We start from the raw sequence: 24572 nt of genomic DNA, 5'->3' as shown, positions 1-24572 counted from the left end.
GGTTTTCTTTTTTGCTATCGAGAAGCAGCTTATTGCTTCTTGGCAGCTTCTTCTTGCGCTGCAGCGTTCGATTCGGCCTGATCTTTGGCGGCTTCGGCGTTTTCTTTCGCCGCGTCGTTCACTTTATCCTGAGCTTCGTTCATTTTTTGCTGAGCTTGTTCAGCATGTTGGTTGGCATCTTGAGCTTTGTCCTCGGATTTTTTATCGCAGGCAGCGAGACCGAGGGAAGCGGTCAACATCAAGGCAATAGCTAAAGTCTTACGCATGGGGTGTTTCTCCTTATGGAAAATAACTACTGGCCTTAAGAGCTCAGGCCCTTGGGTTAAGTTCCTCATTTCTTTCAGATATATAAGTTTGTTTTGCAATGGAACTTTTGCTGTTCTTTCCACTACGGCGAACAGTGATTAACAAGAGTAATTATCAAATGGCCGAAAGCCCCGTTTTTGAGCGTGCGACACGGTTTCTCTCGGCCTTGCGCCACTGTCAGGTGCTGGGATTGAAGATGCATAGCGCAAGTGGCGAAGGCCTGACGGTGGTGCTGCCGTACAGTGCACAAATCGTCGGCAATCCGCTGACCGGCGTAGTCCATGGCGGGGCGATCACGTCGCTGATGGACACTGCGTGCGGAATGTCGACGCTGTGCGTCCTGCCGGAATTCGAAGTCTGCCCGACCCTCGATCTGCGCATCGACTACATGCACGCCGCCGAGCCGAATAAAGACGTGTATGGCTTCGCCCAATGTTATCGAGTCACCACCGATGTGATCTTCGCCCGCGGCTTCGCTTATCAGGACGATCCCGAGCAACCGATTGCCCACGTTGTCGGCACCTTCATGCGCATGGGCAAGGGGCTTAAAGGCACCAAAGGCTTTGGTGGCGCGATCAAGGGAGAAAACCCATGAGCGATGATTTCAAGCAGCAACTGCAAGGCGCCCACGAGAAGGGGGACTACGCGCCGCTGCTGAAACTGATCCCCTACGCCGGACTCATCGGCGTCGAGTGTTCGCGGGTCGGTGACGACTTGCTGTTCAAGCTGCCGGCAAACAAGGACAACATTGGTAACCCTTTATTGCCGGCGATTCACGGCGGGGTGATCGCCGGGTTCATGGAGCTGTCTGCGGCCCTGCATCTGTTGATTTTCACCGGTGCGCCCGGTGTGCCGAAGATTATCGATTTCTCCCTTGATTACCTGCGAGCCGGGCAGTTTCGCGATACCTGGGCCCGGTGTCAGGTCTGCCGTCAGGGCCGGCGGGTGGCCAACGTCGCGGTCACGGCCTGGCAAAGCACTGAGAGCGAACCGATTGCCACTGCCCGCGCGCATTTCAAAATCGATGAGCCCTTGAAATCCTGAAGCACGCCCCCAATTCACAGATCAACCCGCCGCCGACCAGCAAGGTCGCGGCCAATGCCATCTGATTGGAGTTTGATGACCATGAGTGTGGAAACTCAAAAGGAAACCCTGGGCTTCCAGACCGAGGTGAAGCAACTGCTGCACCTCATGATCCATTCGCTGTATTCCAACAAGGAAATCTTCCTTCGCGAATTGATCTCGAACGCCTCTGACGCCGTCGACAAATTGCGCTTCGAAGCCCTGGCCAAGCCAGAGTTGCTCGAAGATGGCGCTGAACTGAAAATCCGTGTGAGCTTCGACAAGGACGCCAAGACCGTCACCCTCGAAGACAACGGCATCGGCATGAACCGCGACGATGTGATTACCCACCTGGGAACCATCGCCAAATCCGGCACTGCCGATTTCATGAAAAACCTGTCCGGCGATCAGAAGAAGGATTCGCACCTGATCGGTCAGTTCGGTGTGGGTTTCTACTCCGCATTCATCGTTGCCGACCAGGTTGACGTGTACAGCCGTCGCGCCGGCACCGCTGCCAGCGAAGGCGTGCATTGGTCGTCGAAAGGCGAGGGCGAATTCGAAGTCGCCACCATCGACAAGCCAGAACGCGGCACCCGCATCGTCCTGCATCTGAAAAAAGGTGAAGACGAATTCGCCGATGGCTGGCGTCTGCGCAACATCATCAAGAAATACTCCGACCACATCGCGCTGCCGATCGAGCTGCCGAAAGAAGTGGCCGCTGCCGAAGGCGAAGAAAAGCCTGAAGCCGAATGGGAAACCGTCAACCGCGCCAGCGCCCTGTGGACCCGTCCTCGCACTGAAGTGAAGGATGAGGAATACCAGGAGTTCTACAAACACATCGCCCACGACTTCGAAAATCCGCTGTCGTGGAGCCACAACAAGGTCGAAGGCAAGCTCGAATACAGCTCGCTGCTGTACGTGCCGGCCCGCGCACCGTTCGATCTGTACCAGCGTGAAGCGCCGAAAGGCCTGAAGCTGTACGTACAGCGCGTGTTCGTAATGGATCAGGCCGAGTCGTTCCTGCCGCTGTACCTGCGCTTCATCAAGGGTGTGGTCGACTCCAACGACCTGTCGCTGAACGTGTCGCGGGAAATCCTGCAGAAAGACCCGATCATCGACTCGATGAAGTCGGCGCTGACCAAGCGCGTGCTGGACATGCTGGAAAAACTGGCGAAGAACGAGCCTGAGCAATACAAGGGCTTCTGGAAAAACTTCGGTCAGGTCATGAAAGAAGGCCCGGCAGAAGATTTCGCCAACAAGGAAAAAATTGCCGGTCTGCTGCGTTTCGCATCGACCAATGGCACCGATGGCGAGCAGATCGTCGGTCTGGCCGAGTACCTGGCGCGTGCCAAGGAAGGTCAGGACAAGATCTACTACCTCACCGGCGAAACCTACGCGCAGGTCAAGAACAGCCCGCACCTGGAAGTCTTCCGCAAGAAAGGCATCGAAGTGCTGCTGTTGACCGACCGCATCGACGAGTGGCTGATGAGCTACCTCAGCGAGTTCGACGGCAAGAACTTTGTCGACGTCGCGCGCGGTGATCTGGACCTGGGCAACCTGGACTCGGAAGAGGACAAGAAGGCCGCAGAAGAAGTCGCCAAGTCGAAGGAAGGTCTGGTCGAGCGTCTGAAAACCGCACTGGGCGACTCCGTTGCCGAAGTCCGGGTTTCCCATCGCCTGACCGACTCGCCGGCCATTCTGGCCATCGGTGAGCAGGACCTGGGTCTGCAAATGCGTCAGATCCTCGAGGCCAGCGGGCAGAAGGTGCCGGAATCGAAGCCGATCTTCGAATTCAACCCGAGCCACCCGCTGATCGAGAAGCTCGACAACGAGGCCAGCGACGATCGCTTCAGCGACTTGTCGCACATCCTCTTCGACCAGGCCGCCCTGGCGGCTGGCGACAGCTTGAAAGACCCGGCCGCTTACGTGAGCCGCCTGAACAAGCTGCTGGTCGAACTGTCTGCTTGATCAAGCTTTAGAAAAACCCGCTTCGGCGGGTTTTTTCATTCTGGTGTTCAACCACTCTGGAGTCAGAAATGAGCCAAGTCACTGTACGTTCCGTGGTCTATCAGATTGACGGCCAGCCATATGAAGGTCGTCTGGCGTTCGACGCCGAGCACACAGGCGCACGCCCGGGCCTGTTGATGGCGCCGAACTGGATGGGTGTCAGCGCTGGCGCTGAAGAGATCGCCAAATCGGTGGCGACCAAGGGTTATGTGGTACTGATCGCTGACGTTTACGGCCAGGCCGTGCGTCCGCAGAATGCCGATCAGGCCGGTGCGGCAATGATGCCGCTGAAGAATGACCGCGCGCAGTTGCGCAAGCGTATGCAGGCCGCGTTCGAGCAATTGCAGAAACAGGGCGAGGCGGCGGTTGATACCTCGAAACTGGCTGTGTTCGGTTTCTGCTTCGGCGGCTGCTGTGCGCTGGATCTGGCGCGCACCGGTGCGGCAGTGAAAGCGGCGGTGTCGTTCCACGGCACGCTGGATTCGCCGAACCCTGCGGACGCGAAGAACATCAAGGGCTCGGTGCTGGTGCTGCACGGTGCTTCGGACCCGCTGGTGCCGAAAGAGCAGTTGCCGGCATTCGAAGACGAGATGAACGCCGCCGGTGTCGACTGGCAGCTGCTGAGCTACGGCGGCGCGGTGCACTCGTTCACCGATCCGCACGCCAACGTGCCGGGCAAGATGATGTACGACGCGAAGACCGCAGCGCGGGCGTTCAAGTCGATGCATGACTTGCTGGAAGAAGTGTTCAAGGGCTGATTCGGTTGAAAACACTCCCACGCCTGGCGTGGGAGTGCTGGTTTAAAGCGGTGTCGGCTCGCTGCGTGATTTCGGCAGCTCGATCCGCTCGACTTCCCCCGGCACTGTCGGCCAGTCACCGGCCGCCCACTTGCGCCGCGCCTCATCGATTGCTGCCGGATCGCTCGCGACAAAGTTCCAGTTGATCCGCCGTGGCCCATCCAGTGGTGCGCCGCCGAACAGCACCGCGTGGCTGTCGCTCTCGGCGAACAGACTCATCTCTTCCCCGGTAGGCAATACCACAAGCGCGTGGGGTTCGACCGCTTCGCCGTTCAACTGCACATCACCACTCAACACATACAAAGCCCGCTCTTCATGCTCAGTCGGAATCAGCAGCGTGGTTGCGGTCTGCATCTTCAGTTCGGCATAGAGCGTAGGAGAAAGCACCGGCACCGGCGATTCCAGGCAAAAGCCTGACCCGGCAATCATGCGGATCTGCACGCCAAGGTTATCGCTGACCGGCAATGTCGAGGCCGGGTGATGGCTGTAATGTCCCGGGCCTTGTTCGTGATCTTTGGGTGAGGCGAGCCAGATTTGCAGGCCGTGCATCTTGAAGCTCTGATCCCATAGCGGGTCGGGCGTGCGCTCGACGTGAGCGATCGCCGTGCCGGCCGTCATCCAGCTGACATCGCCGGCGCTGACCACCTGATCCGAACCCAGGCTGTCCTTGTGCTGAATCTGTCCTTCGAACAGGTACGTGAGGGTCGAGAGACCGATGTGCGGGTGCTGTCGGATATTCATGCCTTTGCCCGCCGGATAAACCGTTTCGAGCATGTGGTCGAAAAACACGAAAGGCCCGACGCTGCGGCATTTGGCTGACGGCAGCGGACGCAGAATCGGCTGGCCTTCGACGTCTTCGGCGCGCGGGCGGATGATCAGGGGTTGGGTGTCCATGGTCCATTCCAGGCTGAGCGGGTGATGCGTGGAGCATAACCCGCCGGTGTCGTCGGGTGATTACTGGCTGTCGAAGCCGACGGGTGCGTGAGTCTCGATAGTGACTTCGCTGGTGGTCATCAGCTTGTGGATCGGGCAGCGATCGGCCACGCGCAGCAGTTCTTCGCGCTGGGCATCGGTGAGCACGCCCTTCAGGGTGAGGGTTACGTGCAGGGCGTATTTGCCTTTCTGTTCCTGGCTGTTGTCGCGTTTGACCTCAACGCCGACGCCGGTCAGCGGGATGTCCTTTTTCTTCGCGTACAGCTTCAAGGTCAGGGCCTTGCAGGCGCCGAGGGCGGCGTCGAAGTAATCGTGCGGCTCCGGAGCCGAGCCTTCGCCGCCGGCGGTCGTCGGCACATCGGCAAACAGCTCATGCTCATCGATCTGTACGCTGTGGCGAAAACCATCGGCGGACACGGTATTGACTGTAACGGTCATGTGAACCTCGCATGCGGTAGGAAAAAGGGATTCGATCAAAAAAGACCTTTGCAGGTATAGAGCATTCCCACACAGGCGCGTTCCACTTTCTTGCCGGGTGAACCCTCGTCGCCCGACAAGGGTCTAGGCTATGCCTGTCTGCCGGAGAATGCTTGTGTCCGTGTTTCGTTTGAGCCTTGCCTGCCTGATAGTTTTCACCGGCGCCGCCAGTGCCCGGGATTACACCTACAGTGACGCGCACCTGCATTACGTGGATTTTTTCCAGGAAACCGCCGGCATGCCGAAATTGCTGACGGCCATGAAGGAAAACTCCATCGAGCACGTGATGATTTCCGGCATTCCCGTGGCGAAGAAATGGCACGAAGACGAGCCGAAACGCCCGCGTTATTACGCAGGCGATGACGCCGATGCCTATTGGTACAGCGCGACTGACGTGATCGTCGCCGACGCGGTGCAGAAGCTCACGCCGGAGCAGCGCCAGTACTTTCACCCGTTTCTTTCAGGCTTCAACCCCAACGACAAGAACTCCGCCGCGCACATCCAGCGCATGCTCGATCTGTATCCCGGCTTGTGGCAGGGCATCGGCGAAGTTTTCACCCGTCACGACGACCTTACGGCGCTGACCTCCGGCGACACGCCACGTGCCAACAACGAAGCCATGACCCGCGTCTATCACCTGGCCGCCGAAAACGATCTGCCGGTGATGCTGCATTCCAACATCACCTCCAAGCGTGAGAAAAATCCGCTGTACCTGAAGGAAATCGAAGAGCCGCTGCGCAATCATCCGCACACCCGGTTCATCTGGGCGCATGCCGGTACCAGTGCCGAAATCCATCGTCATCAGGCGCAGCTGGATTTTTTGCTGCCGACCCTTGCGCGAATGCTGGAGGCGTACCCGAACCTGTTCATCGATTTGTCGTGGAGCCTGCTGACGCCTTATCTGCTGGACGAAAAGGGTCAGCCGCGAGCGGAATGGGTGCAACTGGTGGAGCGTTATCCGGATCGCTTCATGATCGGTTCGGATGTGGTCGGGCGATTCAATAAACTCGGCAAGGAAATCCACGGCTTCAAGCCGTTTCTCGACGCCTTGCCGGAGGCGGTGGCGAAAAAAGTCGCGCGAGACAACTTCCTGGCGATCTTGCCGCGAACAGCGCTCAAGTCCGGCAAATCCGCGCTGAATCGTTAATGCCGATGGTTCGGAGTATCAAGGCTATTTGATATCACGTTTTGGTCTTACGCATTTTTCCAAAGGGCCGATACCTTCTAGAGCAACCAGCTGCAGGGTTGATGCAGCGCTTTTGGAAGGAACCAGAGCAATGAGTATCCGTAGTCTCAATATCGCGCCTCGGGCCGGGCTGGGTTTTGGGGTGCTGGCGTTGATGGTGTTTGCCCTTGGCGCGTTCGCCCTGTTGCAGATGTCGAACATGCGCGCGCAATCCGACGAGGTCGACAATAACTGGTTGCCCAGCGTGATGGCGGTGGGCGAGATGAGCCAGGACATGCTGCGCCTGCGCGCGCTGACCATGCGCCTGTTGCTCAATCGCGATCCGCAGGCGCTGGATCAGAATGTGGCCAAGCTCAACGATTTGCGCGGTGTGCTGAGCGAAGCCCAGCAGCGTTACGACATCCTGATCGTGCTGCCCAAAGAGCGCGAACTGTTCGAGCGCTTCAAGGTCGCCGAACACAAATACCTGGAGCTTCAGGCGCAGGTGATGACGTTATCCGCTCAGGGACGAGTGGAGGAGGCGGCCGCCATTCTCAACGGGCAGATGAGCCCGCTGGCGGATGATATTGCAGTGACCCTGCGGGAGCTGGTGGAACTGAATAAACACAACGCCAATCTCGCCACTGAGGCCGCACGGCTGGTGTTCACCAACTCGCGGGTGTGGGTCGGGGTGATGATCGGCATCACCGCGCTGATTACCATCGCGCTGGCGTTATTGCTGACCCGCAGCATCGTGCTGCCGCTGTCGCAATCGCTCGACGTCGCGCAAGTGGTGGCCAGTGGCGATCTGACCGGCGATATCAGCATTTGCGGCAAGGACGAACCGGCGCGGCTGCTCCACGCGCTCAAGAGCATGCAGCACAATCTGCGCGACACCATCCGCCGGATCTCGGAGTCCTCCAGTCAACTGGCTTCGGCCTCGGAAGAGTTGAGTTGCGTCACCGAGGACGCGACGCGAGGACTGCACCAGCAGAGTCTGGAAATTGAACAAGCCGCCACGGCAGTCAATCAGATGACCGCCGCCGTGGAAGAGGTGGCGAGCAATGCCGTCGCCACTTCAGAGGCTTCCCGTGAGTCTGATCGCATAGCCCAGCATGGCCGCGAGCAGGTGCAGCAGACAGTGTCGTCCATCGAGCTGCTGGCGGACGATGTCACTGCCAATGCCGCGCAGGTGGAAGATTTGGCGCAGAAGGTCTACAGCATCAGCAAGGTGCTGGATGTGATCCGCTCGATTGCCGAGCAAACCAATCTGTTGGCCTTGAACGCGGCAATCGAGGCCGCGCGGGCGGGGGATGCCGGACGGGGTTTTGCGGTGGTGGCGGACGAAGTGCGGGCGCTGGCCCATCGCACTCAGCAATCGACGCAGGAGATCGAGCAGATGATTGGCGGCATCCAGCAGGGCACCGATTCGGCGGTCAGCTCGATGCAGCAGAGCAACGTCCGGGCGCGCTCGACCCTGGAGCTGGCAAAGGCTGCTGGCGTGGCGCTGGAGGAAATCGCTTCGGCGTTCACTTTGATCAATGAGCGCAACCTGGTGATCGCCAGTGCGTCGGAAGAACAGGCCGCCGTTGCGCGGGAAGTGGATCGCAACCTGATGAATATTCGTGATCTGGCGATGCAGACTTCGGCGGGGGCCAATCAGACCAGCGCCGCGAGTCAGGAGCTGTCGCGGCTGGCGGTGGACCTGAACAGCATGGTCGCCAGGTTCTCGGTCTGATCACCGTTCGACAGGCGAAAAAAAGCCCCGCATTTGCGGGGCTTTTCAATGTTGCGTCGGATCAGCTGCCTTTGACCGTTTTGCCGTTGACCGTGCCGTCGAGGAGCATGATGTTGTACTCCTTGCCGTCGGTTTCGACCTGTTGCAGGCGAACCAGCAGGTAATCCCAGTCCTTGGCGAACCACAGGACAGTGATGCGCTTGCTTTGTGTCGGATCGCGCACGCGTTCGACCTTGATCGCATCGATCTGGCCGGCCTTGGTTTCGACTTTTTCCGAGCCCAGCACGCGGAAGTCGTAGGTATCGACTTCGCCATCATCGACGACCTGATAGCTCATGCTTTTCTTGCCGGCAGCCACATCATGCTGCAGCGCCAGCTGATAGGTGGATTTGTCGACCATGCCGCGGTTGAGCGGGATTTTCACCGCATCGCCGCGGTCGGTGCCGGTCACCAGCTTGTTGGCCCAGTCGAAGTCCAGGTCAGCTTTTTTCGCTTTGCCCAGGCCACCGCGTTCGAAGTGGTAGGACTGTGGCAGCAGGGTGTCCTTGTCCAGGGTCAGCGTGCTTTCCTCGGACAGGCTGGCAATCATCATCGACGCCTTGAAGCTGAGCTTCCAGACCCCGTTGGCTTCCTTGGTCAGGCTGCGTGAAGCGGTGCCGCTCATGGGCAGTTGCTTCCAGTCGGCGGTGTAGCTGGCGGAGAACGGTTGAAGGTCTGCCGCCTGGGCGAAAGGCAGGGCGAGCAGAGCGCAAGCGAAGAGCAGGGCGCGACGCATAAAATCTCCTAGTTTCGAATCAAGTGACCGCTGGCCCCGAGTAACTGGCCATCCAGTAAAGCACCTTGCTCGCCGAGGCTCAGCCGTCCTTCGGCGAACCAGCGTACGGCCATCGGGTAGATCAGGTGTTCCTGCATGTGAACCCGTTGCGCCAGACTTTGCGGCGAATCGTGCAACTCTACCGGTATTACTGCCTGTACGACCAGTGGTCCGCCATCGAGTTCCTCGGTGACGAAGTGCACGGAGCAGCCGTGTTCGGCATCGCCGGCCTCCAGCGCGCGCTGATGCGTGTGTAACCCTTTGTATTTGGGGAGCAGCGACGGGTGGATGTTGAGCAGGCGACCCTGGTAGTGACGGACGAAGTCAGCGCTGAGAATGCGCATGAAGCCGGCCAGTACCACGAGTTTGGGGTTGAATTCGTCGATCAGTTCGATCAGAGCGGTATCGAAGGCCTCGCGGCCCTCGAATCCCTTGTGATCCAGCGAGCGGGTGGCGATACCCGCGTCACTGGCGCGTTGCAGGCCGTAGGCGTCGGCGCGGTTGGAAATCACCGCAGCGATGCGGACCGGGCTGTCGCCGGTCCGCGTGCTGTCGATCAGGGCCTGCAAGTTACTGCCGGTGCCGGACAACAGCACCACGACATCACAGGTGTTTGGCATCAGTGAGCCTTGAGGTTCTTCAGTTCGACCTGAGCCGCGCCTTCGGCAGCGTCGGCGATCTGACCGATGACCCAAGGCTGCTCGCCGGCGTCACGCAGGGTGTTCAGGGCAACTTCAACGTGTTCTTGAGCCACGCAGATCACCATGCCCACGCCGCAGTTCAGCACGCGGTGCATTTCGGTTTCGTCGACGTTGCCTTTCTCTTGCAGCCAGTCGAAGACAGCCGGGCGGTTCCAGCTGGCCACGTCAACCACGGCCTGAGCGCCTTTTGGCAGGACGCGCGGGATGTTGTCGAGCAGACCGCCACCGGTGATGTGGGCCATGGCTTTGACCGCGCCGGTTTCCTTGATCAGCTTGAGCAGCGGCTTCACGTAGATGCGGGTCGGGGCCATCAGCAGTTCGGTCAGCGGCTTGCCGTCGAGCTGAACGGTTTCGATGTCGGCACCGGACACTTCGATGATCTTGCGGATCAGCGAGTAGCCGTTGGAGTGCGGGCCGGACGATGGCAGGGCGATCAGGGCATCACCGGTGGCGACTTTCGAGCCGTCGATGATTTCGGCTTTTTCCACGACGCCGACGCAGAAGCCGGCCAGATCGTAGTCTTCGCCTTCGTACATGCCAGGCATTTCAGCGGTTTCGCCGCCAACCAGCGAGCAGCCAGCCAGTTCGCAGCCTGCACCGATACCGGTAACCACGGTGGCGGCCACGTCGACGTTCAGCTTGCCGGTGGCGTAGTAGTCGAGGAAGAACAGCGGCTCGGCGCCGCACACCACCAGATCGTTGACGCACATGGCGACCAGATCCTGGCCGATGCTGTCGTGCTTGTTCAGGTTCAGCGCCAGGCGCAGCTTGGTGCCGACGCCGTCAGTACCGGAAACCAGCACCGGTTGTTTGTAACCGGCCGGGATCTCGCAGAGGGCGCCGAAACCGCCCAGGCCGCCCATGACTTCCGGGCGCGCAGTGCGCTTGGCGACGCTCTTGATGCGTTCGACCAATGCTTCACCGGCGTCGATGTCTACACCGGCGTCCTTGTAGCTCAGGGAGGGTTGCTTGCTCATGATCCAGGCCTTTAGGGGAGGGGATTCAGGGGTAACGACCGAGTTCAGCGGGAACGCCGAATCCGACAGGGGCGATTGCCTCACGCGAAGTTCGGGGTGCCCGGCTGTTGCCGGTCTGCGAAGGCGCGCGATTTTATCAGGCTTGAGGGGCAGCGGCCATCCTCACGCCGACGGGCAGGGGCATATCGGTGGAAAAATTTTGCAATTGACACTGTGGGTGACATCACGGGTGCCTGTATAAGGAACCGTCTATCGTTAGGACTGTGCGAAAACTTACCGACCGCTTGTGAATGTTTTGCGACGGCCTGTGGTCACAGGCTTGCAGAACGGTTCACGCGGCCTGTTCCAGCCGCTCTTGTCGACGGGAATTCTCCATGCGTTTTTGTAAATTGCTGTTAGTGGGTGGCTTGTCTCTGATCAGCCTGGCGAGTCAGGCCGAAAATCTCAAAAGTCTTTATCAGGTGCGCGAACCGGTCACTGGCCAGTCGCCAGAGGAACGTGATCGTGCCACCCAGGCCGCGCTGGATACGCTGGTGCTGCGCCTGACCGGCGACCCGAAGGCCCCGCAGAACCCGGGGCTGGCGCCGGTTCGCAAGGATCCACAGCAGATCATGAGCCAGTTCGGTTTCGATGCCGGGCCGCCGGAAGTGCTGAAAGTCGATTTCGATCCGGGAACCACCGAGCAGGCGTTGCGCCGTGCCGGACTGGCGCTGTGGGGTGCCAACCGGCCCTCGATCCTGAGCTGGTGGCTGAATGATTCGACCGAGGGCTCGAGCCTGGTCGGCGACGGTCAGGCCAGTGCCGCGCCTTTGCGTCGCGCCGCTCAGCACCGTGGGTTGCCGTTGCGCCTGCCGCTGGCGGACTTGAGCGAGCAATTGGTTGCCACGGCACCCGCGCTTGAGGGGGCTGACCCGGCGCCATTGCGCAACGCTTCCGAACGCTACAACGCAGACGCTTTGCTCGCCGTGCATGCCCGCGAAGAAGGCGGGCAATGGCAAGCCAAATGGCAGTTGTGGCTCGGCGACAAAAAAGAGGCGGGCAATGTGCAGGGCGCGGATCAGGCCGCCGTGGCCGATGCAGTGATGCTGGCGGTGACTGAACGGTTGGCGCCACGCTTTGTAGCCAAGCCGGGTGCGTCCGGCCAGCAGACCCTGGAAGTGCAGGGCATGAATCTGGAGCACTACGCGGCGCTGTTGCGGTTACTCGAACCGTTTGGCGTGCGTCTGCAGAGTGTCGATGCCGATCGCATTCTGTATCGGGTCAATGGCAGCGCCGATCAGTTGCGAGCGCAGTTGTCGCTGGCGAAGTTGCAGGAACTGCCGGCCGAGGCGCCCGCTCCGGTGGCTGCGCCGCAACCTGCGGTCGCCGGGACGCCGCCAGTCGTTGCGCCGACGCCGACACCGGCGGCGCCGTCGTTGCGGTTCCGCTGGTAGGTTTTCTTTCTTATATATAAGCAATGGAGTGTTACATGGCCGATACGCGGCGTTGGTTCTGGCTCGGTGGGGTGCTCCTGCTTTGCGCGTTTGTCTGGTTGCTGCATCCGATTCTCACGCCGTTCCTGGTGGCGCTGTTGCTCGCCTATCTGTTCGATCCGCTCGTCGATCGTCTGGAGCGTCTGGGGCTGTCGCGCACCTGGGGTGTGATTGCGGTGTTCGCCCTGTTCACCCTGATCGTCACCGCGTTGTTGCTGGTGCTGGTGCCGATGCTCGCCAGGCAATTGCTGCGGCTGTACGAACTGGCGCCGCAAATGCTCGACTGGTTGCAGCACACTGCTGTGCCATGGGCGCAATCGAAACTGGGGTTGTCGGACGGCTTCTGGAAGTTCGACAAGGTCAAGGCCGCGATCAGCGAACACATGGGTCAGACCACCGACATCGTCGGTGTGGTGCTGAGTCAGGCGACGGCGTCAAGTCTGGCGCTGATCGGCTGGCTGGCAAATCTGGTGCTGATCCCGGTGGTGAGCTTTTACCTGCTGCGTGACTGGGACGTGATGATGGCCAAGATCCGTGGCCTGCTGCCCCGTGATCGCGAAGAGCGTGTGGTGGCGCTGGCGGGTGAGTGCCATGAAGTGCTGGGCGCGTTCGTGCGCGGGCAGTTGCTGGTGATGCTGGCGCTGGGCGTGATTTATGCGGCGGGCCTGATGATTGTCGGGCTGGAGCTGGGTCTGTTGATCGGTCTGATCGCGGGGCTGGCGGCGATTGTTCCGTACATGGGGTTCGTGATCGGTATCGGTGCGGCGTTGATTGCCGGGTTGTTCCAGTTCGGTGGCGATCTGTATCCAATGATCGGCATCGTGGCGGTGTTCATGGTCGGTCAGGCCCTGGAAGGCATGGTGCTGACGCCCTTGCTGGTGGGGGACCGGATCGGCCTGCACCCGGTGGCGGTGATCTTTGCGATTCTGGCCGGTGGCGAGCTGTTCGGCTTCACTGGTGTGCTGCTGGCATTGCCGGTGGCGGCGGTGATCATGGTGCTGGTGCGGCATGTCCACGATCTGTACAAGGATTCGGACATCTATAGCGGGGCGGATGAGCCGGAGTTGTAATCGTGACGTGCGGGCCGCCCGGTGGATTGCCGGGTTGGCCCGTCTCATGCAGGCCATGGCGCCAAAGAAACTGTCATAAAACCAGCACGTTAACGCAAACCTTTGATTTTGCTTGGGGTCTGTCGCATTGTGCGCTCCGCTTCACGGGTATAAACTTCGCTCACTTTACACAGAGGCCACTAACGGTTCCTTGGGAACTGTTCAGTCAGCATGAAACCGATTCAGCTGCCCCTAGGTGTGCGTCTGCGTGACGACGCCACCTTCATCAACTACTACCCAGGCGCCAATGCCGCTGCACTCGGCTATGTCGAGCGTCTATGCGAAGCCGACGCCGGCTGGACCGAAAGCCTGATCTATCTGTGGGGCAAGCACGGGGTGGGGCGTACGCATCTGTTGCAGGCCGCGTGCCTGCGCTTCGAACAGATGGGCGAGCCGGCGGTGTACCTGCCGCTGGCCGAGTTGATGGATCGCGGCATCGAAATTCTCGACAACCTCGAACAGTACGAACTGGTCTGCCTGGACGACTTGCAGGTGATTGCCGGCAAGGCGGACTGGGAAGAGGCGATGTTTCATCTGTTCAACCGTCTGCGTGACAGCGGTCGCCGCTTGCTGATCGCCGCCTCGACCTCGCCGCGTGAACTGCCGATCAAGCTTGCCGACCTGAAATCGCGCCTGACCCTGGCGCTGATTTTCCAGATGCGTCCTCTCTCCGATGAAGACAAATTGCGTGCCCTGCAATTGCGCGCATCCCGTCGTGGTCTGCACCTGACCGACGAGGTCGGGCATTTTATTCTGACTCGCGGTACCCGCAGCATGAGCGCGCTTTTCGATCTGCTGGAACAGCTCGATCAGGCCTCTTTGCAGGCTCAGCGCAAGCTGACCATTCCCTTCCTGAAAGAAACCCTGGGCTGGTAAAACCGGTGCTTTCAGCCGGTTTCGGCATATTTCAGGCGCCAGAAAACCCGCTTTCCAGTGCGTTGCGCAGGCTGCGTCTCGATTCAAATAGGCTTAAGCGCTTAGATGTTAACGAGAAACCGGGAAGTCACAAAAAGATCGATTGAATTTGCAAATGAGGCTGATAGCGGGCATAGTCTCGGCTTCTTTACAACTATCAGCCACGGTCGTGCCCATGCTAAAGCGCTTCGCACCCCTCGTGCCTCTCGCACTCGTCACTCTGTTGTTCGGTTGCGCTGCTCATTCACCTGTTAATCAAGAGCAGCAACAACAGGCTAAAAATTCCGCCACCGCCCAGTCTTCCGTTATTTACCAGGAAGAGCTGGACACCGAAAAAGAACTCGCCGACTTCAACGGCAAGAAGCCTTACCAGCTTCCGGTTCTGGCCGACAGCATCCTCGAACGCGGCATGTCCCTGATCGGTACCCGTTACCGTTTCGGCGGTACCTCTGAAGCCGGTTTTGATTGCAGCGGTTTCATCGGCTACCTGTTCCGCGAAGAAGCCGGCATGAACCTGCCGCGCTCCACCCGCGAAATGATCAACGTTGATGCGCCACTGGTTTCGCGCAGCAACCTCGAGCCGGGCGACCTGCTGTTCTTCGCCACCAATGGTCGTCGCGGTCGTGTAAGCCACGCCGGGATCTACCTGGGCGACAACCAGTTCATCCACTCCAGCTCTCGTCGCAGCGGCGGTGTTCGCATCGACAGCCTGGGCGACAGCTACTGGAGCAAGACCTTCATCGAAGCCAAGCGCGCTTTGGCGAACGCTCCAACCGTGGTTACCGCTCGCAAGTAACCACGCATTTGTCGCCACGCTCGTGGCGACAAAAAGGCCTTTCAGAGGCAATAGACCTAAACTTTACAAGGTGAAGTTAAAGTCTTACTTGAAGTTTGCCGCGTAGCCGCTAGAATCCTGATCTATATTGATGGCAAACCGCCTGCGTTCCACCGCAGGCGGTTTTGTTTTCTGTCGAATCGGCAGTCAAAGCCTCAGCCAGATCAGGATGTTCTGCATATGACGATGTCGGCCCGCTTTGCCTTGATGTTCTTCGCTGCGCTGCTCAGCGCCTGCGCCAGCCGCACTCCGCCGCCTGCACCGGTGGTTCGCGCTCCGATCGTGTTCGGATCCTCCCAGGCTTTTTCACCCGCTGCCGAAGACGTACTGTTTCGCGCGCTCGGGCTGGTGGGCACGCCTTATCGCTGGGGTGGCAACACGCCGGATTCGGGCTTCGATTGCAGCGGTCTGATCGGTTTCGTCTACCGTGATGCCGCCGGCATCAGCCTGCCGCGTTCGACCCGCGAGATGATCGTCATGCAGGCGCCGAATGTCAGCAAGGAAGGGCTGCAAACCGGCGACCTGATCTTCTTCGCCACCAATGGCGGCTCTCAGGTCAGTCATGCGGGAATCTACGTCGGGGAAGGGCGCTTCGTGCATGCCCCGGCCACCGGCGGTACGGTGAAGCTGGACAGCCTGTCGAAAGCGTATTGGCAGAAAGCCTATCTGAGCGCCAAGCGCGTTCTGCAGCCGGAGCACCTGGCACATAACCCGTAGCCCAGATACATAAAAACCCGTGGGAGTCGAACGACTCCCACGGGTTTTTTAATGCCTGCAATACGTTAGCGGGTCGCTGACACCCGCCACACCTTGTTCCCCACGTCATCGGCTACCAGCAATCCACCTTGCTGGTCGATCACCACGCCGACCGGGCGACCCAAAGCGTTCTCGTCCTTGTCCAGGAAACCGGTCAGCACATCCACTGGCGTGCCGCTCGGCTTGCCAGCGGCGAACGGTACGAAGATCACCTTGTAGCCACTGTGCGGTTTGCGGTTCCACGAGCCGTGCTGGCCGATGAATGCGCCTTCCTTGAACTGCGCCGGCAGGCGATTGCCTTCGGCGAAGGTCAGGCCCAGTGACGCGGTGTGCGGGCCGACGGCGTAGTCGGGGGCGATGGCCTTGGCCACCATGTCCGGCCGCTGTGGTTCCACGCGCACGTCGATGTGCTGGCCGTAGTAGCTGAACGGCCACCCATAGAAACCACCGTCCTTGACCGAAGTGATGTAGTCCGGCACCAGATCGCTGCCGATTTCGTCGCGCTCGTTGACGGCTGTCCACAGCGCGCCGGTTTGTGGCTCCCAGGCCAGGCCGTTGGGATTACGGATGCCCGAGGCAAAGATCCGGTGATTGCCAGTGGCGCGGTCCACTTCCCAGATCGCCGCACGACCTTCTTCCTGATCGAGGCCGTTTTCACCGACGTTGCTGTTCGAGCCGACGGTGACGTACAGCTTGCTGCCATCCTTGCTGGCGATGACGTTCTTGGTCCAGTGGTGGTTGAGTGTGCCGCCCGGCAAGTCCACGACCTTGATCGGCTGGCTCTTGATTTCGGTCGCGCCGGGCTCGTAGTTGAAGCGCAACAGGCGATCGGTGTCGGCCACGTACAGATCGTTGCCGACCAGAGTCATGCCGAACGGCGAGTTGAGGTTCTGCAGGAACACCGTGCGGGTCTCGGCCACGCCATCATGATCGGCATCGCGCAGCAGGGTGATGCGGTTCGGGCTGGGGACGCCGGCACCCGCGCGGCCCATGACTTTTTTCATCACCCAGCCGCGAATGCCCTTGCTGTCGTCCGGTTTCGGCGGAGCGTTGGTTTCCGCCACCAGCACGTCGCCATTGGGCAGTACATACAGCCAACGCGGATGATCGAGATTTTCGGCGAAGGCTGCCACCTGAGTACCTGCCGCTGCCGTCGGTTTCGCGCCGGCCGGCCAGCCGATGGCCGGGGCGATGTTCACCGTCGGAATCAGGGTCTTGTTCGGTTCGGGCAGTTTCGGTGACGGGCCAGTGCCGTCGGAGACTTGCAGGCTGGAGGATTCACCACAGGCGGCGAGCCCTCCGGCGAGCACGATGACGAAAACGAGCTGGGGCTTGCGCATTGCTGATCTTCCCTATGAATGCATTCTTAGTCATAGAGAAGCGCACAAGCCCGATGGTTCAACCCTCAGCCGCGGGCTTCCTTGAAAAGCACGGCAATGCCGGGGTGATAGTTGCCGGCTTCGCTGCGCAATTTGCGGTAGGCGTAGGGAAAGTACCAGGCGACGGCGCAGGTGTGTTCCTTTTGCAGGTCGTCGACCATGTCCTGCAACTCTTCCGGGCTGGCGCTGTGCTGGGCTTTTTGCGGGGCGACGAACAGGCAGCCGAGTTTCAGGTCGCTGGCGTAGCTGATGCGCCTGGCGTCGCTGGTGATATCCACCAAAGCCTGCGTCAGATTCAGGTTGGTGACGCGCGGCCAGCGTTGGGTGGCCTGGATGAAGGCGCGATCTTCGGCGCCAGCAATGAACAGGTCGGCGCGGGCATTGCGCTCGCCTTCTTCGTTTTGTTTGCGGGTGGCGGTGTCGCTCAAGGTCACCAATTCGGCCATCCAGGCAGCGGCGGACAGCAGGCCGAGGTTGGCTTTTTCGTCGTGCCAGTAAGGAGTGTCATTGTCGCCGCGCACGGCGTTGTAGCGGTCGATACAGTCAAACCAGCGTTCCAGCACCGGGCGCAGGAATTCCAGCCGCGGATTGCTGATGATCATGCCTTGCATGGTGCTCTCCCTTGTTATTGTGATGTGCTCTCTGCAGTCAAAAAGCATGGCTCTTTGATATCACTGCTGACAGTGTGGCACAAGATTGGCGTCAGTTAATTGATCAGCGGCAGTTATTCGCCGCACGAGACCCTCTTCAATTGACGCTCCACCCCCAACCCTCTAACCTTCGCGGCTTGTTTCAGGTGCTCTGTGGCGCATGTCGACAGAGTGAAACAGGGAAGCCGGTGAGGCGGGTCTCCAAGTGATGAATCCTCACGATCCCGGCGCTGCCCCCGCAACGGTAAATGAGTAAAAGCTGCGTCTGATGCCACTGCGTAAAAGCGGGAAGGCGCGCAGCCAGGCGCAAGCCGCTCATGAGCCCGGAGACCGGCCTGATCCATCCAGCGGCATCACGGTGGGCGATGCCAGGCTTGTTGCCGTCTATTCTTGTGCCTGCCCGCCGTTATCCAGCCTCAACGGAGAGCTCCCCCATGACTGATTCCCCCGAACGCGACGAGCGCCACCTGGCGCGCATGCAGCGCAAAAAAGCCGTGATCGACGAGCGCATCGCCAATTCGCCGGACGAATGTGGCCTGGTGCTGGTGCTGACCGGCAATGGCAAAGGCAAAAGCAGCTCGGCGTTCGGCATGCTCGCCCGCGCCATGGGCCACGGCATGCAGTGTGGTGTGGTGCAGTTCATCAAGGGCCGCAACAGTACTGGCGAAGAGCTTTTCTTTCGTCGTTTCCCCGAGCAAGTGCGCTTCCATGTAATGGGCGAGGGCTTCACCTGGGAAACACAGGACCGTCAGCGTGACATCGCCGCCGCCGAAGCGGCCTGGGCAGTCTCCCGCGAGCTGCTGCGTGATCCGTCGATCGGTCTGGTGGTGCTCGATGAACTGAACATCGCCCTCAAGCACGGTTACCTCGATCTGGATCAGGTGCTCAGCGATCTGCAGGCCCGTCCGCCGATGCAGCATGTGATCGTCACCGGTCGCGCCGCCAAACCGGAAATGCTCGAGATGGGCGACACCGTCACCGAAATGGGCATGATCAAGCACGCCTTCCAGGCCGGCATCAAAGCGCAGAAAGGCGTCGAACTTTGAATCAACCACGTCACTGCCCGGCGGTCCTGATCGCCGCGCCGGCTTCCGGTCAGGGCAAGACCACCGTCACCGCCGCGCTGGCCCGTTTGCATCGCAATCAGGGGCGCAAGGTTCGCGTGTTCAAATGCGGCCCGGACTTTCTCGACCCGATGATCCTCGAGCGCGCCAGCGGTGCGCCGGTCTATCAACTGGACATGTGGATGGTCGGCGAGCAGGAAAGTCGACGCCTGTTGTGGGAAGCCGCCGCCGAAGCCGATCTGATTCTGATCGAGGGCGTGATGGGCTTGTTCGACGGCACGCCGTCGAGCGCCGATCTGGCCCGGCATTTCGGCGTGCCGGTGCTCGGCGTGATCGACGGCACCGCGATGGCCCAGACCTTCGGCGCGTTGGCCCTGGGGCTGGCGCGCTATCAGCCGGACTTGCCGTTCGCCGGCGTGCTGGCCAACCGTGTCGGCACCGTGCGTCATGCGCAGTTGCTCGAAGGCAGCCTCACCGAAGGCCTGCGCTGGTACGGCGCGTTGTCCCGGGAAACCGGGATCGAACTGCCGAGCCGCCATCTCGGTCTGGTGCAGGCCAGCGAACTCAATGACCTCGACGTGCGCCTCGACGCCGCCGCCGAAGCGCTGGCCGGCACTTGCGAGGTAGCGCTGCCACCGGCCGTGGAGTTCGCCGCGCCTGAAATCGGCAAGACCGAAAGGCTGCTCGAAGGCGTGCGAATCGCTGTCGCCCGCGACGAAGCTTTCGCCTTTACCTACGGCGCCAGTCTCGACTTGCTTCGGGCGATGGGCGCCGAATTGAGTTTCTTCTCGCCGATCCGCGACAGGCAACTGCCCGACGCCGACAGCTTGTACCTGCCCGGCGGCTATCCGGAATTGCACCACGTTGCCTTGTCGCAGAACGCCGACATGCTCAAAGCGATCCGCGCGCACCATGCGGCCGGCAAACCGCTGCTCGCCGAATGTGGCGGCATGCTGTACCTGCTCGACTCGCTGACTGATGTCGAAGGCACCCGCGCTGATCTGGTCGGCCTGTTGAGTGGCGACGCCGTGATGCAAAAGCGCCTCGCCGCGCTGGCGCTGCAAGAAGTCGACTTGCCGGAAGGCCAGTTGCGCGGCCACACCTATCACCATTCCCTGACCACCACCGAACTGACGCCAATCGCCCGTGGCCACAGCCCCAATGGCGGGCGCGGCGCGGAAGCGGTTTACAGGCAAGGGCGGATGACCGCCTCGTACGTGCATTTCTATTTCCCGTCCAATCCTGCAGCTATCGCAATATTATTTGCGCCCGACCATAAGGCCCCCATCGCTGGCAAGCCAGCTCCCACAGTGGGCGGTGTGATGTCTGAAGAAACGCAATCCGTTGTGGGAGCTGGCTTGCCAGCGATGGGGCCATGACCGACAACGCCTTCACTGACGCCGAGCGCCAAGCGGTCTACCGCGCCATCGCCGAACGCCGCGACATGCGCCACTTCAGCGGTGGCACGGTCGAGCCGGAACTGTTGCGCCGATTGCTTGAGGCGGCACATCAGGCACCGAGCGTCGGCCTGATGCAGCCGTGGCGCTTCATCCGCATCAGCGACCGCGCCTTGCGTGGCCAGATCCAGAACCTTGTTGAAGAAGAACGCGTGCGCACCGCCGAAGCCCTCGGCGAGCGCAGCGACGAGTTCATGAAGCTCAAGGTCGAAGGCATCAGCGACTGCGCCGAAGTGCTGGTGGCTGCGTTGATGGACGATCGCGAGCGACACATTTTTGGCCGCCGTACGCTGCCGGAAATGGACATGGCGTCGCTGTCCTGCGCGATCCAGAACCTGTGGCTGGCCGCGCGTGCCGAAGGCCTGGGCATGGGCTGGGTGTCGCTGTTCGAGCCGCAGGCACTGGCCGATCTGCTGAAACTGCCGGCCGGGGCCAAGCCGCTGGCGGTGCTTTGCCTGGGGCCGGTCAAGGAATTCTATCCGGCGCCGATGCTGGTACTCGAAGGTTGGGCGCAGGAGCGTCCGCTCAATGAGTTGCTGTATGAAAATTTCTGGGGAGTGAGTCAATGAGTGTGGCGTTGTTGAGTGTCGCCGCAGTTGCGCTGGATGCGCTGCTGGGTGAGCCGAAGCACTGGCATCCGCTGGTGGCGTTCGGCAATTTCGCCGGGCGCATCGAGCAACGTTTCAACAGCGCCGGTCGTGGTTGGCGCAGCCATGGCGTCACCGCGTGGGTGATCGCGGTGTTGCCGCTGACCCTGCTGGCCACCGCGTTGTCCTGGGCGCCGTATGTGGGCTGGATCGTCGAGATTCTTGCGCTGTATTGCGCCCTCGGCATGCGCAGCCTGGGTGAGCACGTCGAGCCGGTCGCCAAGGCCCTGCGCAGCGATGATCTGGAGGAGGCGCGCAAGCGTGTGGGTTATCTGGTCAGTCGACAGACCGATGAGCTGGACAGCACCGCCGTCGCCCGGGCCGCCACCGAATCGGTACTGGAAAACGGTAGCGATGCGGTGTTCGCCGCGCTGTTCTGGTTTGTCGTGGCCGGTGCGCCGGGCGTGGTGCTTTATCGTCTGAGCAATACACTTGATGCGATGTGGGGCTATCGCAACGAGCGCTTCGAGCGATTCGGCTGGGCGGCGGCAAAAATCGACGACATCCTCAACTACATTCCTGCGCGGCTGGTGGCGTTGACCTACGCGCTGCTGGGCAATACCCGACTCGCGTTGAAATGCTGGCGCACTCAGGCGCCGAAATGGGACAGCCCGAACGCCGGCCCGGTGATGGCTGCCGGCGCAGGTGCCTTGGGCGTCGAGCTGGGTGGCCCGGCGATCTACCACGGCGAGCTGCACGAGCGTCCGCAACTGGGCGAGGGCGCGCCGGCGGATGCCGATTCCATTGATCGCGGCTGGCAATTGGTCCGGCGCGGGGTATGGTTATGGCTGCTGATTCTCTGCGTGGGGGCTGAATTCTATGCTTGAGCACGGTGGCCGGTTGCGCAGGGCGGCGCTCGAATACGGTATCGCGGAAGAAGACTGGCTCGACCTGTCCACAGGCCTGGCGCCGTGGCCGTTTCCGGTCCCGGAGATTCCGCTGCGAGCCTGGGCACGTTTGCCGGAGAACGATGACGGTCTGGAGCAGGCTGCCTGCGATTACTATGGGGCCAACAGTTTGCTACCGGTGGCCGGTTCACAGATGGCCATTCAGTTGTTGCCGCGATTGCGCCGGGCCGGCAAGGTCGGCGTGCTGTCGCCATGTTATGCCGAGCATGCCGAAGCCTGGCGGCGCAGTGGCTACATCGTGCGTGAGGTGCTGGAGCAGGAAGTCGATTTCTTTCTCGACAGTCTCGACGTCCTGGTAGTCGTCAATCCGAACAATCCGACAGGCCTGAATCTGACCCCGGCGCGTTTGCTCGACTGGCATGCGCGGCTGGCCCAGCGCGGTGGCTGGCTGGTGGTCGACGAAGCGTTCATGGACAACACACCGCAGTTGAGTCTCGCCCCCCATGCGCATCAAGTGGGGTTGATCGTGCTGCGCTCGTTCGGCAAGTTTTTTGGTCTGGCCGGTGTGCGGCTGGGGTTCGTGCTGGCCGAGCGCAAGTTGCTCCGGTTGCTGGCCGAACAGGTCGGGCCCTGGGCAGTCAGCGGGCCGACTCGTGTGCTGGGGCAGGCCTGTCTGCGCGACACCGAAGGCCACACGCGTCAGCGGATTCGCAGCGACGAGGCCAGCGAGCGGCTGGCTGCGCTGCTCGAACGTTATGGCTTCAAACCGCAAGGCGGCTGCGCGCTGTTTCAGTGGTTGATCACCGAACAGGCCGCCGCGCTGCATGAATTCATGGCTCGACGCGGCATTCTTCTGCGCCTGTTCGCGCACAACAGCAGCCTGCGATTCGGGTTGCCCGCCGATGCCGCGGACGAGGCGCGCCTTGAGCAAGCCCTGCAAGCATTCGCCAAGCATTGTTCCAAGGAAAAAACCGCATGACCACATTGATGGTGCAGGGCACCACCTCCGATGCCGGCAAAAGCACGCTGGTGACGGCACTGTGCCGCTGGGCGACCCGTCAGGGCGTTGCCGTGGTGCCGTTCAAACCGCAGAACATGGCGCTCAACAGCGCGGTGACTGCCGACGGCGGCGAGATCGGCCGCGCGCAAGCGGTGCAGGCCCAGGCGGCGTTTCTCGAACCGCACACCGACATGAACCCGGTGCTGCTCAAGCCCAACAGCGACACTGGTGCCCAGGTCATCATCCACGGCCGTGCGGTCACCAGCATGAACGCCGTCGCCTATCACGACTACAAAGCCATCGCCATGCAGGCCGTGCTCGCTTCCCATGAGCGCTTGAGCACCGCGTATGCGCTGGTCATGGTCGAAGGCGCAGGCTCGCCGGCAGAGATCAATCTGCGCGCCGGCGACATCGCCAACATGGGCTTCGCCGAAGCGGTGGACTGTCCGGTGCTGTTGATCGCCGACATTAATCGTGGCGGCGTGTTTGCCCATCTGGTGGGCACGCTGGAACTGCTGTCGCCGAGCGAGCAGGCGCGAGTCAAGGGCTTCATCATCAACCGTTTTCGCGGCGACATCGCCTTGCTGCAACCGGGCCTCGACTGGCTGGAGCAGCGCACCGGAAAACCGGTGGTGGGCGTACTGCCGTATGTGATGGATCTGCATCTGGAGGCCGAGGACGGCATTGATCAGCGCCAGACCGACAAGGTCGAGCAAGTCCTGAAAGTGATGGTGCCGGTGCTGCCGCGCATCAGCAACCACACCGATTTCGATCCGCTGCGTCTGCATCCTCAGGTGGATCTGCAATTCATCGGCCCGGGGCAGGCGATTCCGCCGGCCGACCTGATCATTCTGCCGGGCTCGAAAAGCGTGCGCAGCGATTTGGCCTATCTGCGCGCCAATGGCTGGGAGACCGCCATCAGCCGGCATCTGCGCTATGGCGGCAAGTTGCTGGGGATTTGCGGCGGTCTGCAAATGCTCGGCGAGCAGGTGCACGATCCGTTGGGCCTGGAAGGCGCACCGGGTTCCAGCGCCGGTCTGGGGTTGCTGGCGTTTGAAACGCAGCTCGAAGCCGAAAAACAGTTGCGCAATGTGCGCGGGCGTCTGGCGCTGGAAGATGCCGAGGTCAGTGGCTATGAAATTCATGCGGGCGTGACGACGGGAGCGGCGCTGGAAAAGGCGGCTGTGCGTCTGGACGACGGTCGCTGCGACGGCGCGCAAAGTCTCGACGGGCAGATTTTCGGCACTTACCTGCACGGCCTGTTCGAATCGCCGGCGGCCAGTGCGGCCCTGTTGCGCTGGGCCGGACTGAGCGATGTGCAGGAGGTGGATTATCACGGCCTGCGCGAACGCGATATCGAGCGGCTGGCGGATCTGGTGGAAAAACATCTGGACACTGATTTGTTGCGTCAACTCTGTGGAATGTGATTTGCCCATGCCGGCCCCTCGCGAGCGAGCTTGCTC

The 24572-nt window shown here is 61.0% G+C and carries 25 protein-coding genes and 1 riboswitch; of the genes, 17 read left to right on the top strand and 8 right to left on the bottom strand.

Annotated elements, in window-relative coordinates; all coding sequences use genetic code 11:
- Positions 1-29: 29 nt before the first annotated feature.
- Positions 30-266: a hypothetical protein gene (locus CAF79_RS18595; protein ID WP_011333123.1), complete on the bottom strand. Its 237-nt coding sequence runs from the start codon at positions 264-266 to the stop codon at positions 30-32.
- Between the two features lie 158 nt (positions 267-424).
- Here CAF79_RS18595 and CAF79_RS18590 point away from each other — a divergent pair, with 158 nt between their 5' ends.
- The 4 genes from CAF79_RS18590 to CAF79_RS18575 all read left to right on the top strand — a co-directional run bounded on the left by CAF79_RS18590 (position 425) and on the right by CAF79_RS18575 (position 4133).
- Positions 425-901 (top strand): PaaI family thioesterase, encoded by a 477-nt coding sequence (locus CAF79_RS18590; protein ID WP_085699364.1) that lies wholly within the window; start codon positions 425-427, stop codon positions 899-901.
- Positions 898-1350 carry a PaaI family thioesterase gene (locus CAF79_RS18585; protein ID WP_085699362.1) on the top strand — a complete coding sequence of 151 codons (453 nt, stop codon included), beginning with the start codon at positions 898-900 and terminating at the stop codon, positions 1348-1350. Before CAF79_RS18590 ends, CAF79_RS18585 begins: the two co-directional genes overlap by 4 nt.
- An 81-nt stretch (positions 1351-1431) precedes the next feature.
- Entirely contained in the window at positions 1432-3336 is a 1905-nt protein-coding gene (gene htpG / locus CAF79_RS18580; protein ID WP_085699589.1) for a molecular chaperone HtpG, read from the top strand.
- A 68-nt stretch (positions 3337-3404) separates the two neighbouring features.
- Complete coding sequence (locus CAF79_RS18575) at positions 3405-4133, top strand: dienelactone hydrolase family protein (RefSeq protein ID WP_085699360.1); 729 nt, start codon at positions 3405-3407, stop codon at positions 4131-4133.
- A gap of 42 nt (positions 4134-4175) precedes the next feature.
- Here the strand turns inward: CAF79_RS18575 and CAF79_RS18570 are convergent, their stop codons facing one another.
- Both CAF79_RS18570 and CAF79_RS18565 read right to left on the bottom strand, forming a co-directional pair.
- Positions 4176-5066: a pirin family protein gene (locus CAF79_RS18570; protein WP_085699358.1), complete on the bottom strand. Its 891-nt coding sequence runs from the start codon at positions 5064-5066 to the stop codon at positions 4176-4178.
- A gap of 60 nt (positions 5067-5126) precedes the next feature.
- A complete protein-coding gene (locus CAF79_RS18565) occupies positions 5127-5543 on the bottom strand; it encodes an OsmC family protein (RefSeq protein WP_085699355.1) in 417 nt (138 codons plus the stop codon).
- A 130-nt stretch (positions 5544-5673) separates the two neighbouring features.
- Here CAF79_RS18565 and CAF79_RS18560 point away from each other — a divergent pair, with 130 nt between their 5' ends.
- Both CAF79_RS18560 and CAF79_RS18555 read left to right on the top strand, forming a co-directional pair.
- Entirely contained in the window at positions 5674-6729 is a 1056-nt protein-coding gene (locus CAF79_RS18560) for an amidohydrolase family protein (protein ID WP_085699353.1), read from the top strand.
- Positions 6730-6859: 130 nt separating this feature from the next.
- A complete protein-coding gene (locus CAF79_RS18555) occupies positions 6860-8485 on the top strand; it encodes a methyl-accepting chemotaxis protein (RefSeq protein WP_085699351.1) in 1626 nt (541 codons plus the stop codon).
- A 61-nt stretch (positions 8486-8546) separates the two neighbouring features.
- Here the strand turns inward: CAF79_RS18555 and CAF79_RS18550 are convergent, their stop codons facing one another.
- The 3 genes from CAF79_RS18550 to purM are packed head-to-tail and all read right to left on the bottom strand — an operon-like array spanning position 8547 to position 10977.
- A complete protein-coding gene (locus CAF79_RS18550; protein WP_085699349.1) occupies positions 8547-9260 on the bottom strand; it encodes a DUF3108 domain-containing protein in 714 nt (237 codons plus the stop codon).
- An 8-nt stretch (positions 9261-9268) separates the two neighbouring features.
- Positions 9269-9919, bottom strand: a complete 651-nt coding sequence (purN, locus tag CAF79_RS18545; RefSeq protein ID WP_085699347.1) for a phosphoribosylglycinamide formyltransferase — start codon at positions 9917-9919, stop codon at positions 9269-9271.
- Positions 9919-10977, bottom strand: coding sequence for a phosphoribosylformylglycinamidine cyclo-ligase (gene purM, locus CAF79_RS18540; protein WP_085699344.1), 1059 nt, complete (start codon positions 10975-10977; stop codon positions 9919-9921). Before purM ends, purN begins: the two co-directional genes overlap by 1 nt.
- A 374-nt stretch (positions 10978-11351) precedes the next feature.
- On the opposite strand from purM, the gene CAF79_RS18535 reads away from it, so the two are divergent.
- The 5 genes from CAF79_RS18535 (at position 11352) to CAF79_RS18515 (ending at position 16025) form a co-directional block, all read left to right on the top strand.
- Positions 11352-12410 (top strand): DUF2066 domain-containing protein, encoded by a 1059-nt coding sequence (locus tag CAF79_RS18535; protein WP_085699342.1) that lies wholly within the window; start codon positions 11352-11354, stop codon positions 12408-12410.
- A 35-nt stretch (positions 12411-12445) separates the two neighbouring features.
- Positions 12446-13519 carry an AI-2E family transporter gene (locus tag CAF79_RS18530; protein ID WP_085699340.1) on the top strand — a complete coding sequence of 358 codons (1074 nt, stop codon included), beginning with the start codon at positions 12446-12448 and terminating at the stop codon, positions 13517-13519.
- Between the two features lie 210 nt (positions 13520-13729).
- Positions 13730-14434, top strand: coding sequence for a DnaA regulatory inactivator Hda (gene hda / locus CAF79_RS18525; RefSeq protein WP_007950396.1), 705 nt, complete (start codon positions 13730-13732; stop codon positions 14432-14434).
- A 214-nt stretch (positions 14435-14648) separates the two neighbouring features.
- Positions 14649-15269 carry a C40 family peptidase gene (locus CAF79_RS18520; protein ID WP_007950397.1) on the top strand — a complete coding sequence of 207 codons (621 nt, stop codon included), beginning with the start codon at positions 14649-14651 and terminating at the stop codon, positions 15267-15269.
- A 219-nt stretch (positions 15270-15488) separates the two neighbouring features.
- Positions 15489-16025, top strand: a complete 537-nt coding sequence (locus CAF79_RS18515) for a C40 family peptidase (protein ID WP_085699338.1) — start codon at positions 15489-15491, stop codon at positions 16023-16025.
- A 65-nt stretch (positions 16026-16090) separates the two neighbouring features.
- Here the strand turns inward: CAF79_RS18515 and CAF79_RS18510 are convergent, their stop codons facing one another.
- Positions 16091-17404: a sorbosone dehydrogenase family protein gene (locus CAF79_RS18510; RefSeq protein ID WP_085699336.1), complete on the bottom strand. Its 1314-nt coding sequence runs from the start codon at positions 17402-17404 to the stop codon at positions 16091-16093.
- A gap of 65 nt (positions 17405-17469) precedes the next feature.
- The gene (locus tag CAF79_RS18505) at positions 17470-18054 is read right to left on the bottom strand and encodes a hypothetical protein (RefSeq protein ID WP_085699334.1); all 585 of its coding nucleotides are present in this window, start codon (positions 18052-18054) and stop codon (positions 17470-17472) included.
- 166 nt (positions 18055-18220) lie between these two features.
- Positions 18221-18447, top strand: a riboswitch (cobalamin riboswitch).
- An 80-nt stretch (positions 18448-18527) separates the two neighbouring features.
- Between CAF79_RS18505 and cobO the strand changes: the two genes are divergently transcribed.
- Genes cobO through CAF79_RS18475 form a run of 6 tightly spaced genes read left to right on the top strand, consistent with a single transcriptional unit; the run spans position 18528 to position 24536 of the window.
- Complete coding sequence (cobO, locus tag CAF79_RS18500; protein WP_085699332.1) at positions 18528-19139, top strand: cob(I)yrinic acid a,c-diamide adenosyltransferase; 612 nt, start codon at positions 18528-18530, stop codon at positions 19137-19139.
- Positions 19136-20536, top strand: coding sequence for a cobyrinate a,c-diamide synthase (locus tag CAF79_RS18495; protein WP_085699330.1), 1401 nt, complete (start codon positions 19136-19138; stop codon positions 20534-20536). The genes cobO and CAF79_RS18495 overlap by 4 nt, the downstream gene beginning before the upstream one ends.
- Positions 20533-21183, top strand: coding sequence for a 5,6-dimethylbenzimidazole synthase (bluB, locus tag CAF79_RS18490; RefSeq protein ID WP_085699328.1), 651 nt, complete (start codon positions 20533-20535; stop codon positions 21181-21183). Before CAF79_RS18495 ends, bluB begins: the two co-directional genes overlap by 4 nt.
- Positions 21180-22088, top strand: coding sequence for an adenosylcobinamide-phosphate synthase CbiB (cbiB, locus tag CAF79_RS18485; RefSeq protein ID WP_085699326.1), 909 nt, complete (start codon positions 21180-21182; stop codon positions 22086-22088). The genes bluB and cbiB overlap by 4 nt, the downstream gene beginning before the upstream one ends.
- On the top strand, positions 22081-23088 hold the full coding sequence (gene cobD, locus CAF79_RS18480) for a threonine-phosphate decarboxylase CobD (RefSeq protein ID WP_085699324.1): 1008 nt from the start codon (positions 22081-22083) through the stop codon (positions 23086-23088). The genes cbiB and cobD overlap by 8 nt, the downstream gene beginning before the upstream one ends.
- Positions 23085-24536, top strand: coding sequence for a cobyric acid synthase (locus CAF79_RS18475; RefSeq protein ID WP_085699322.1), 1452 nt, complete (start codon positions 23085-23087; stop codon positions 24534-24536). The genes cobD and CAF79_RS18475 overlap by 4 nt, the downstream gene beginning before the upstream one ends.
- The last annotated feature ends 36 nt before the right edge of the window (positions 24537-24572 follow it).

Source organism: Pseudomonas sp. B26(2017), from assembly GCF_002113045.1.
Lineage (GTDB): Bacteria > Pseudomonadota > Gammaproteobacteria > Pseudomonadales > Pseudomonadaceae > Aquipseudomonas.
The sequence above is the reverse complement of the archived record's forward strand: the minus strand, read 5'-3'. Positions and strand labels throughout refer to the sequence as shown.

What these genes read in the sequence shown, in the direction of transcription:
- CAF79_RS18585 (WP_085699362.1), top strand. Translation starts at nt 898, where the DNA reads ATGAGCGATGATTTCAAGCAGCAACTGCAAGGCGCCCACGAGAAGGGG.
- CAF79_RS18530 (WP_085699340.1), top strand. Translation starts at nt 12,446, where the DNA reads ATGGCCGATACGCGGCGTTGGTTCTGGCTCGGTGGGGTGCTCCTGCTT.
- purN (WP_085699347.1), bottom strand. Translation starts at nt 9,919, where the DNA reads ATGCCAAACACCTGTGATGTCGTGGTGCTGTTGTCCGGCACCGGCAGT.
- CAF79_RS18505 (WP_085699334.1), bottom strand. Translation starts at nt 18,054, where the DNA reads ATGCAAGGCATGATCATCAGCAATCCGCGGCTGGAATTCCTGCGCCCG.
- purM (WP_085699344.1), bottom strand. Translation starts at nt 10,977, where the DNA reads ATGAGCAAGCAACCCTCCCTGAGCTACAAGGACGCCGGTGTAGACATC.
- CAF79_RS18590 (WP_085699364.1), top strand. Translation starts at nt 425, where the DNA reads ATGGCCGAAAGCCCCGTTTTTGAGCGTGCGACACGGTTTCTCTCGGCC.
- bluB (WP_085699328.1), top strand. Translation starts at nt 20,533, where the DNA reads ATGACCGACAACGCCTTCACTGACGCCGAGCGCCAAGCGGTCTACCGC.
- CAF79_RS18475 (WP_085699322.1), top strand. Translation starts at nt 23,085, where the DNA reads ATGACCACATTGATGGTGCAGGGCACCACCTCCGATGCCGGCAAAAGC.
- CAF79_RS18550 (WP_085699349.1), bottom strand. Translation starts at nt 9,260, where the DNA reads ATGCGTCGCGCCCTGCTCTTCGCTTGCGCTCTGCTCGCCCTGCCTTTC.
- CAF79_RS18555 (WP_085699351.1), top strand. Translation starts at nt 6,860, where the DNA reads ATGAGTATCCGTAGTCTCAATATCGCGCCTCGGGCCGGGCTGGGTTTT.
- CAF79_RS18595 (WP_011333123.1), bottom strand. Translation starts at nt 266, where the DNA reads ATGCGTAAGACTTTAGCTATTGCCTTGATGTTGACCGCTTCCCTCGGT.
- CAF79_RS18575 (WP_085699360.1), top strand. Translation starts at nt 3,405, where the DNA reads ATGAGCCAAGTCACTGTACGTTCCGTGGTCTATCAGATTGACGGCCAG.
- CAF79_RS18510 (WP_085699336.1), bottom strand. Translation starts at nt 17,404, where the DNA reads ATGCGCAAGCCCCAGCTCGTTTTCGTCATCGTGCTCGCCGGAGGGCTC.
- CAF79_RS18520 (WP_007950397.1), top strand. Translation starts at nt 14,649, where the DNA reads ATGCTAAAGCGCTTCGCACCCCTCGTGCCTCTCGCACTCGTCACTCTG.
- CAF79_RS18535 (WP_085699342.1), top strand. Translation starts at nt 11,352, where the DNA reads ATGCGTTTTTGTAAATTGCTGTTAGTGGGTGGCTTGTCTCTGATCAGC.
- CAF79_RS18570 (WP_085699358.1), bottom strand. Translation starts at nt 5,066, where the DNA reads ATGGACACCCAACCCCTGATCATCCGCCCGCGCGCCGAAGACGTCGAA.
- cbiB (WP_085699326.1), top strand. Translation starts at nt 21,180, where the DNA reads ATGAGTGTGGCGTTGTTGAGTGTCGCCGCAGTTGCGCTGGATGCGCTG.
- CAF79_RS18560 (WP_085699353.1), top strand. Translation starts at nt 5,674, where the DNA reads ATGCCTGTCTGCCGGAGAATGCTTGTGTCCGTGTTTCGTTTGAGCCTT.
- hda (WP_007950396.1), top strand. Translation starts at nt 13,730, where the DNA reads ATGAAACCGATTCAGCTGCCCCTAGGTGTGCGTCTGCGTGACGACGCC.
- CAF79_RS18515 (WP_085699338.1), top strand. Translation starts at nt 15,489, where the DNA reads ATGACGATGTCGGCCCGCTTTGCCTTGATGTTCTTCGCTGCGCTGCTC.
- cobO (WP_085699332.1), top strand. Translation starts at nt 18,528, where the DNA reads ATGACTGATTCCCCCGAACGCGACGAGCGCCACCTGGCGCGCATGCAG.
- CAF79_RS18565 (WP_085699355.1), bottom strand. Translation starts at nt 5,543, where the DNA reads ATGACCGTTACAGTCAATACCGTGTCCGCCGATGGTTTTCGCCACAGC.
- cobD (WP_085699324.1), top strand. Translation starts at nt 22,081, where the DNA reads ATGCTTGAGCACGGTGGCCGGTTGCGCAGGGCGGCGCTCGAATACGGT.
- htpG (WP_085699589.1), top strand. Translation starts at nt 1,432, where the DNA reads ATGAGTGTGGAAACTCAAAAGGAAACCCTGGGCTTCCAGACCGAGGTG.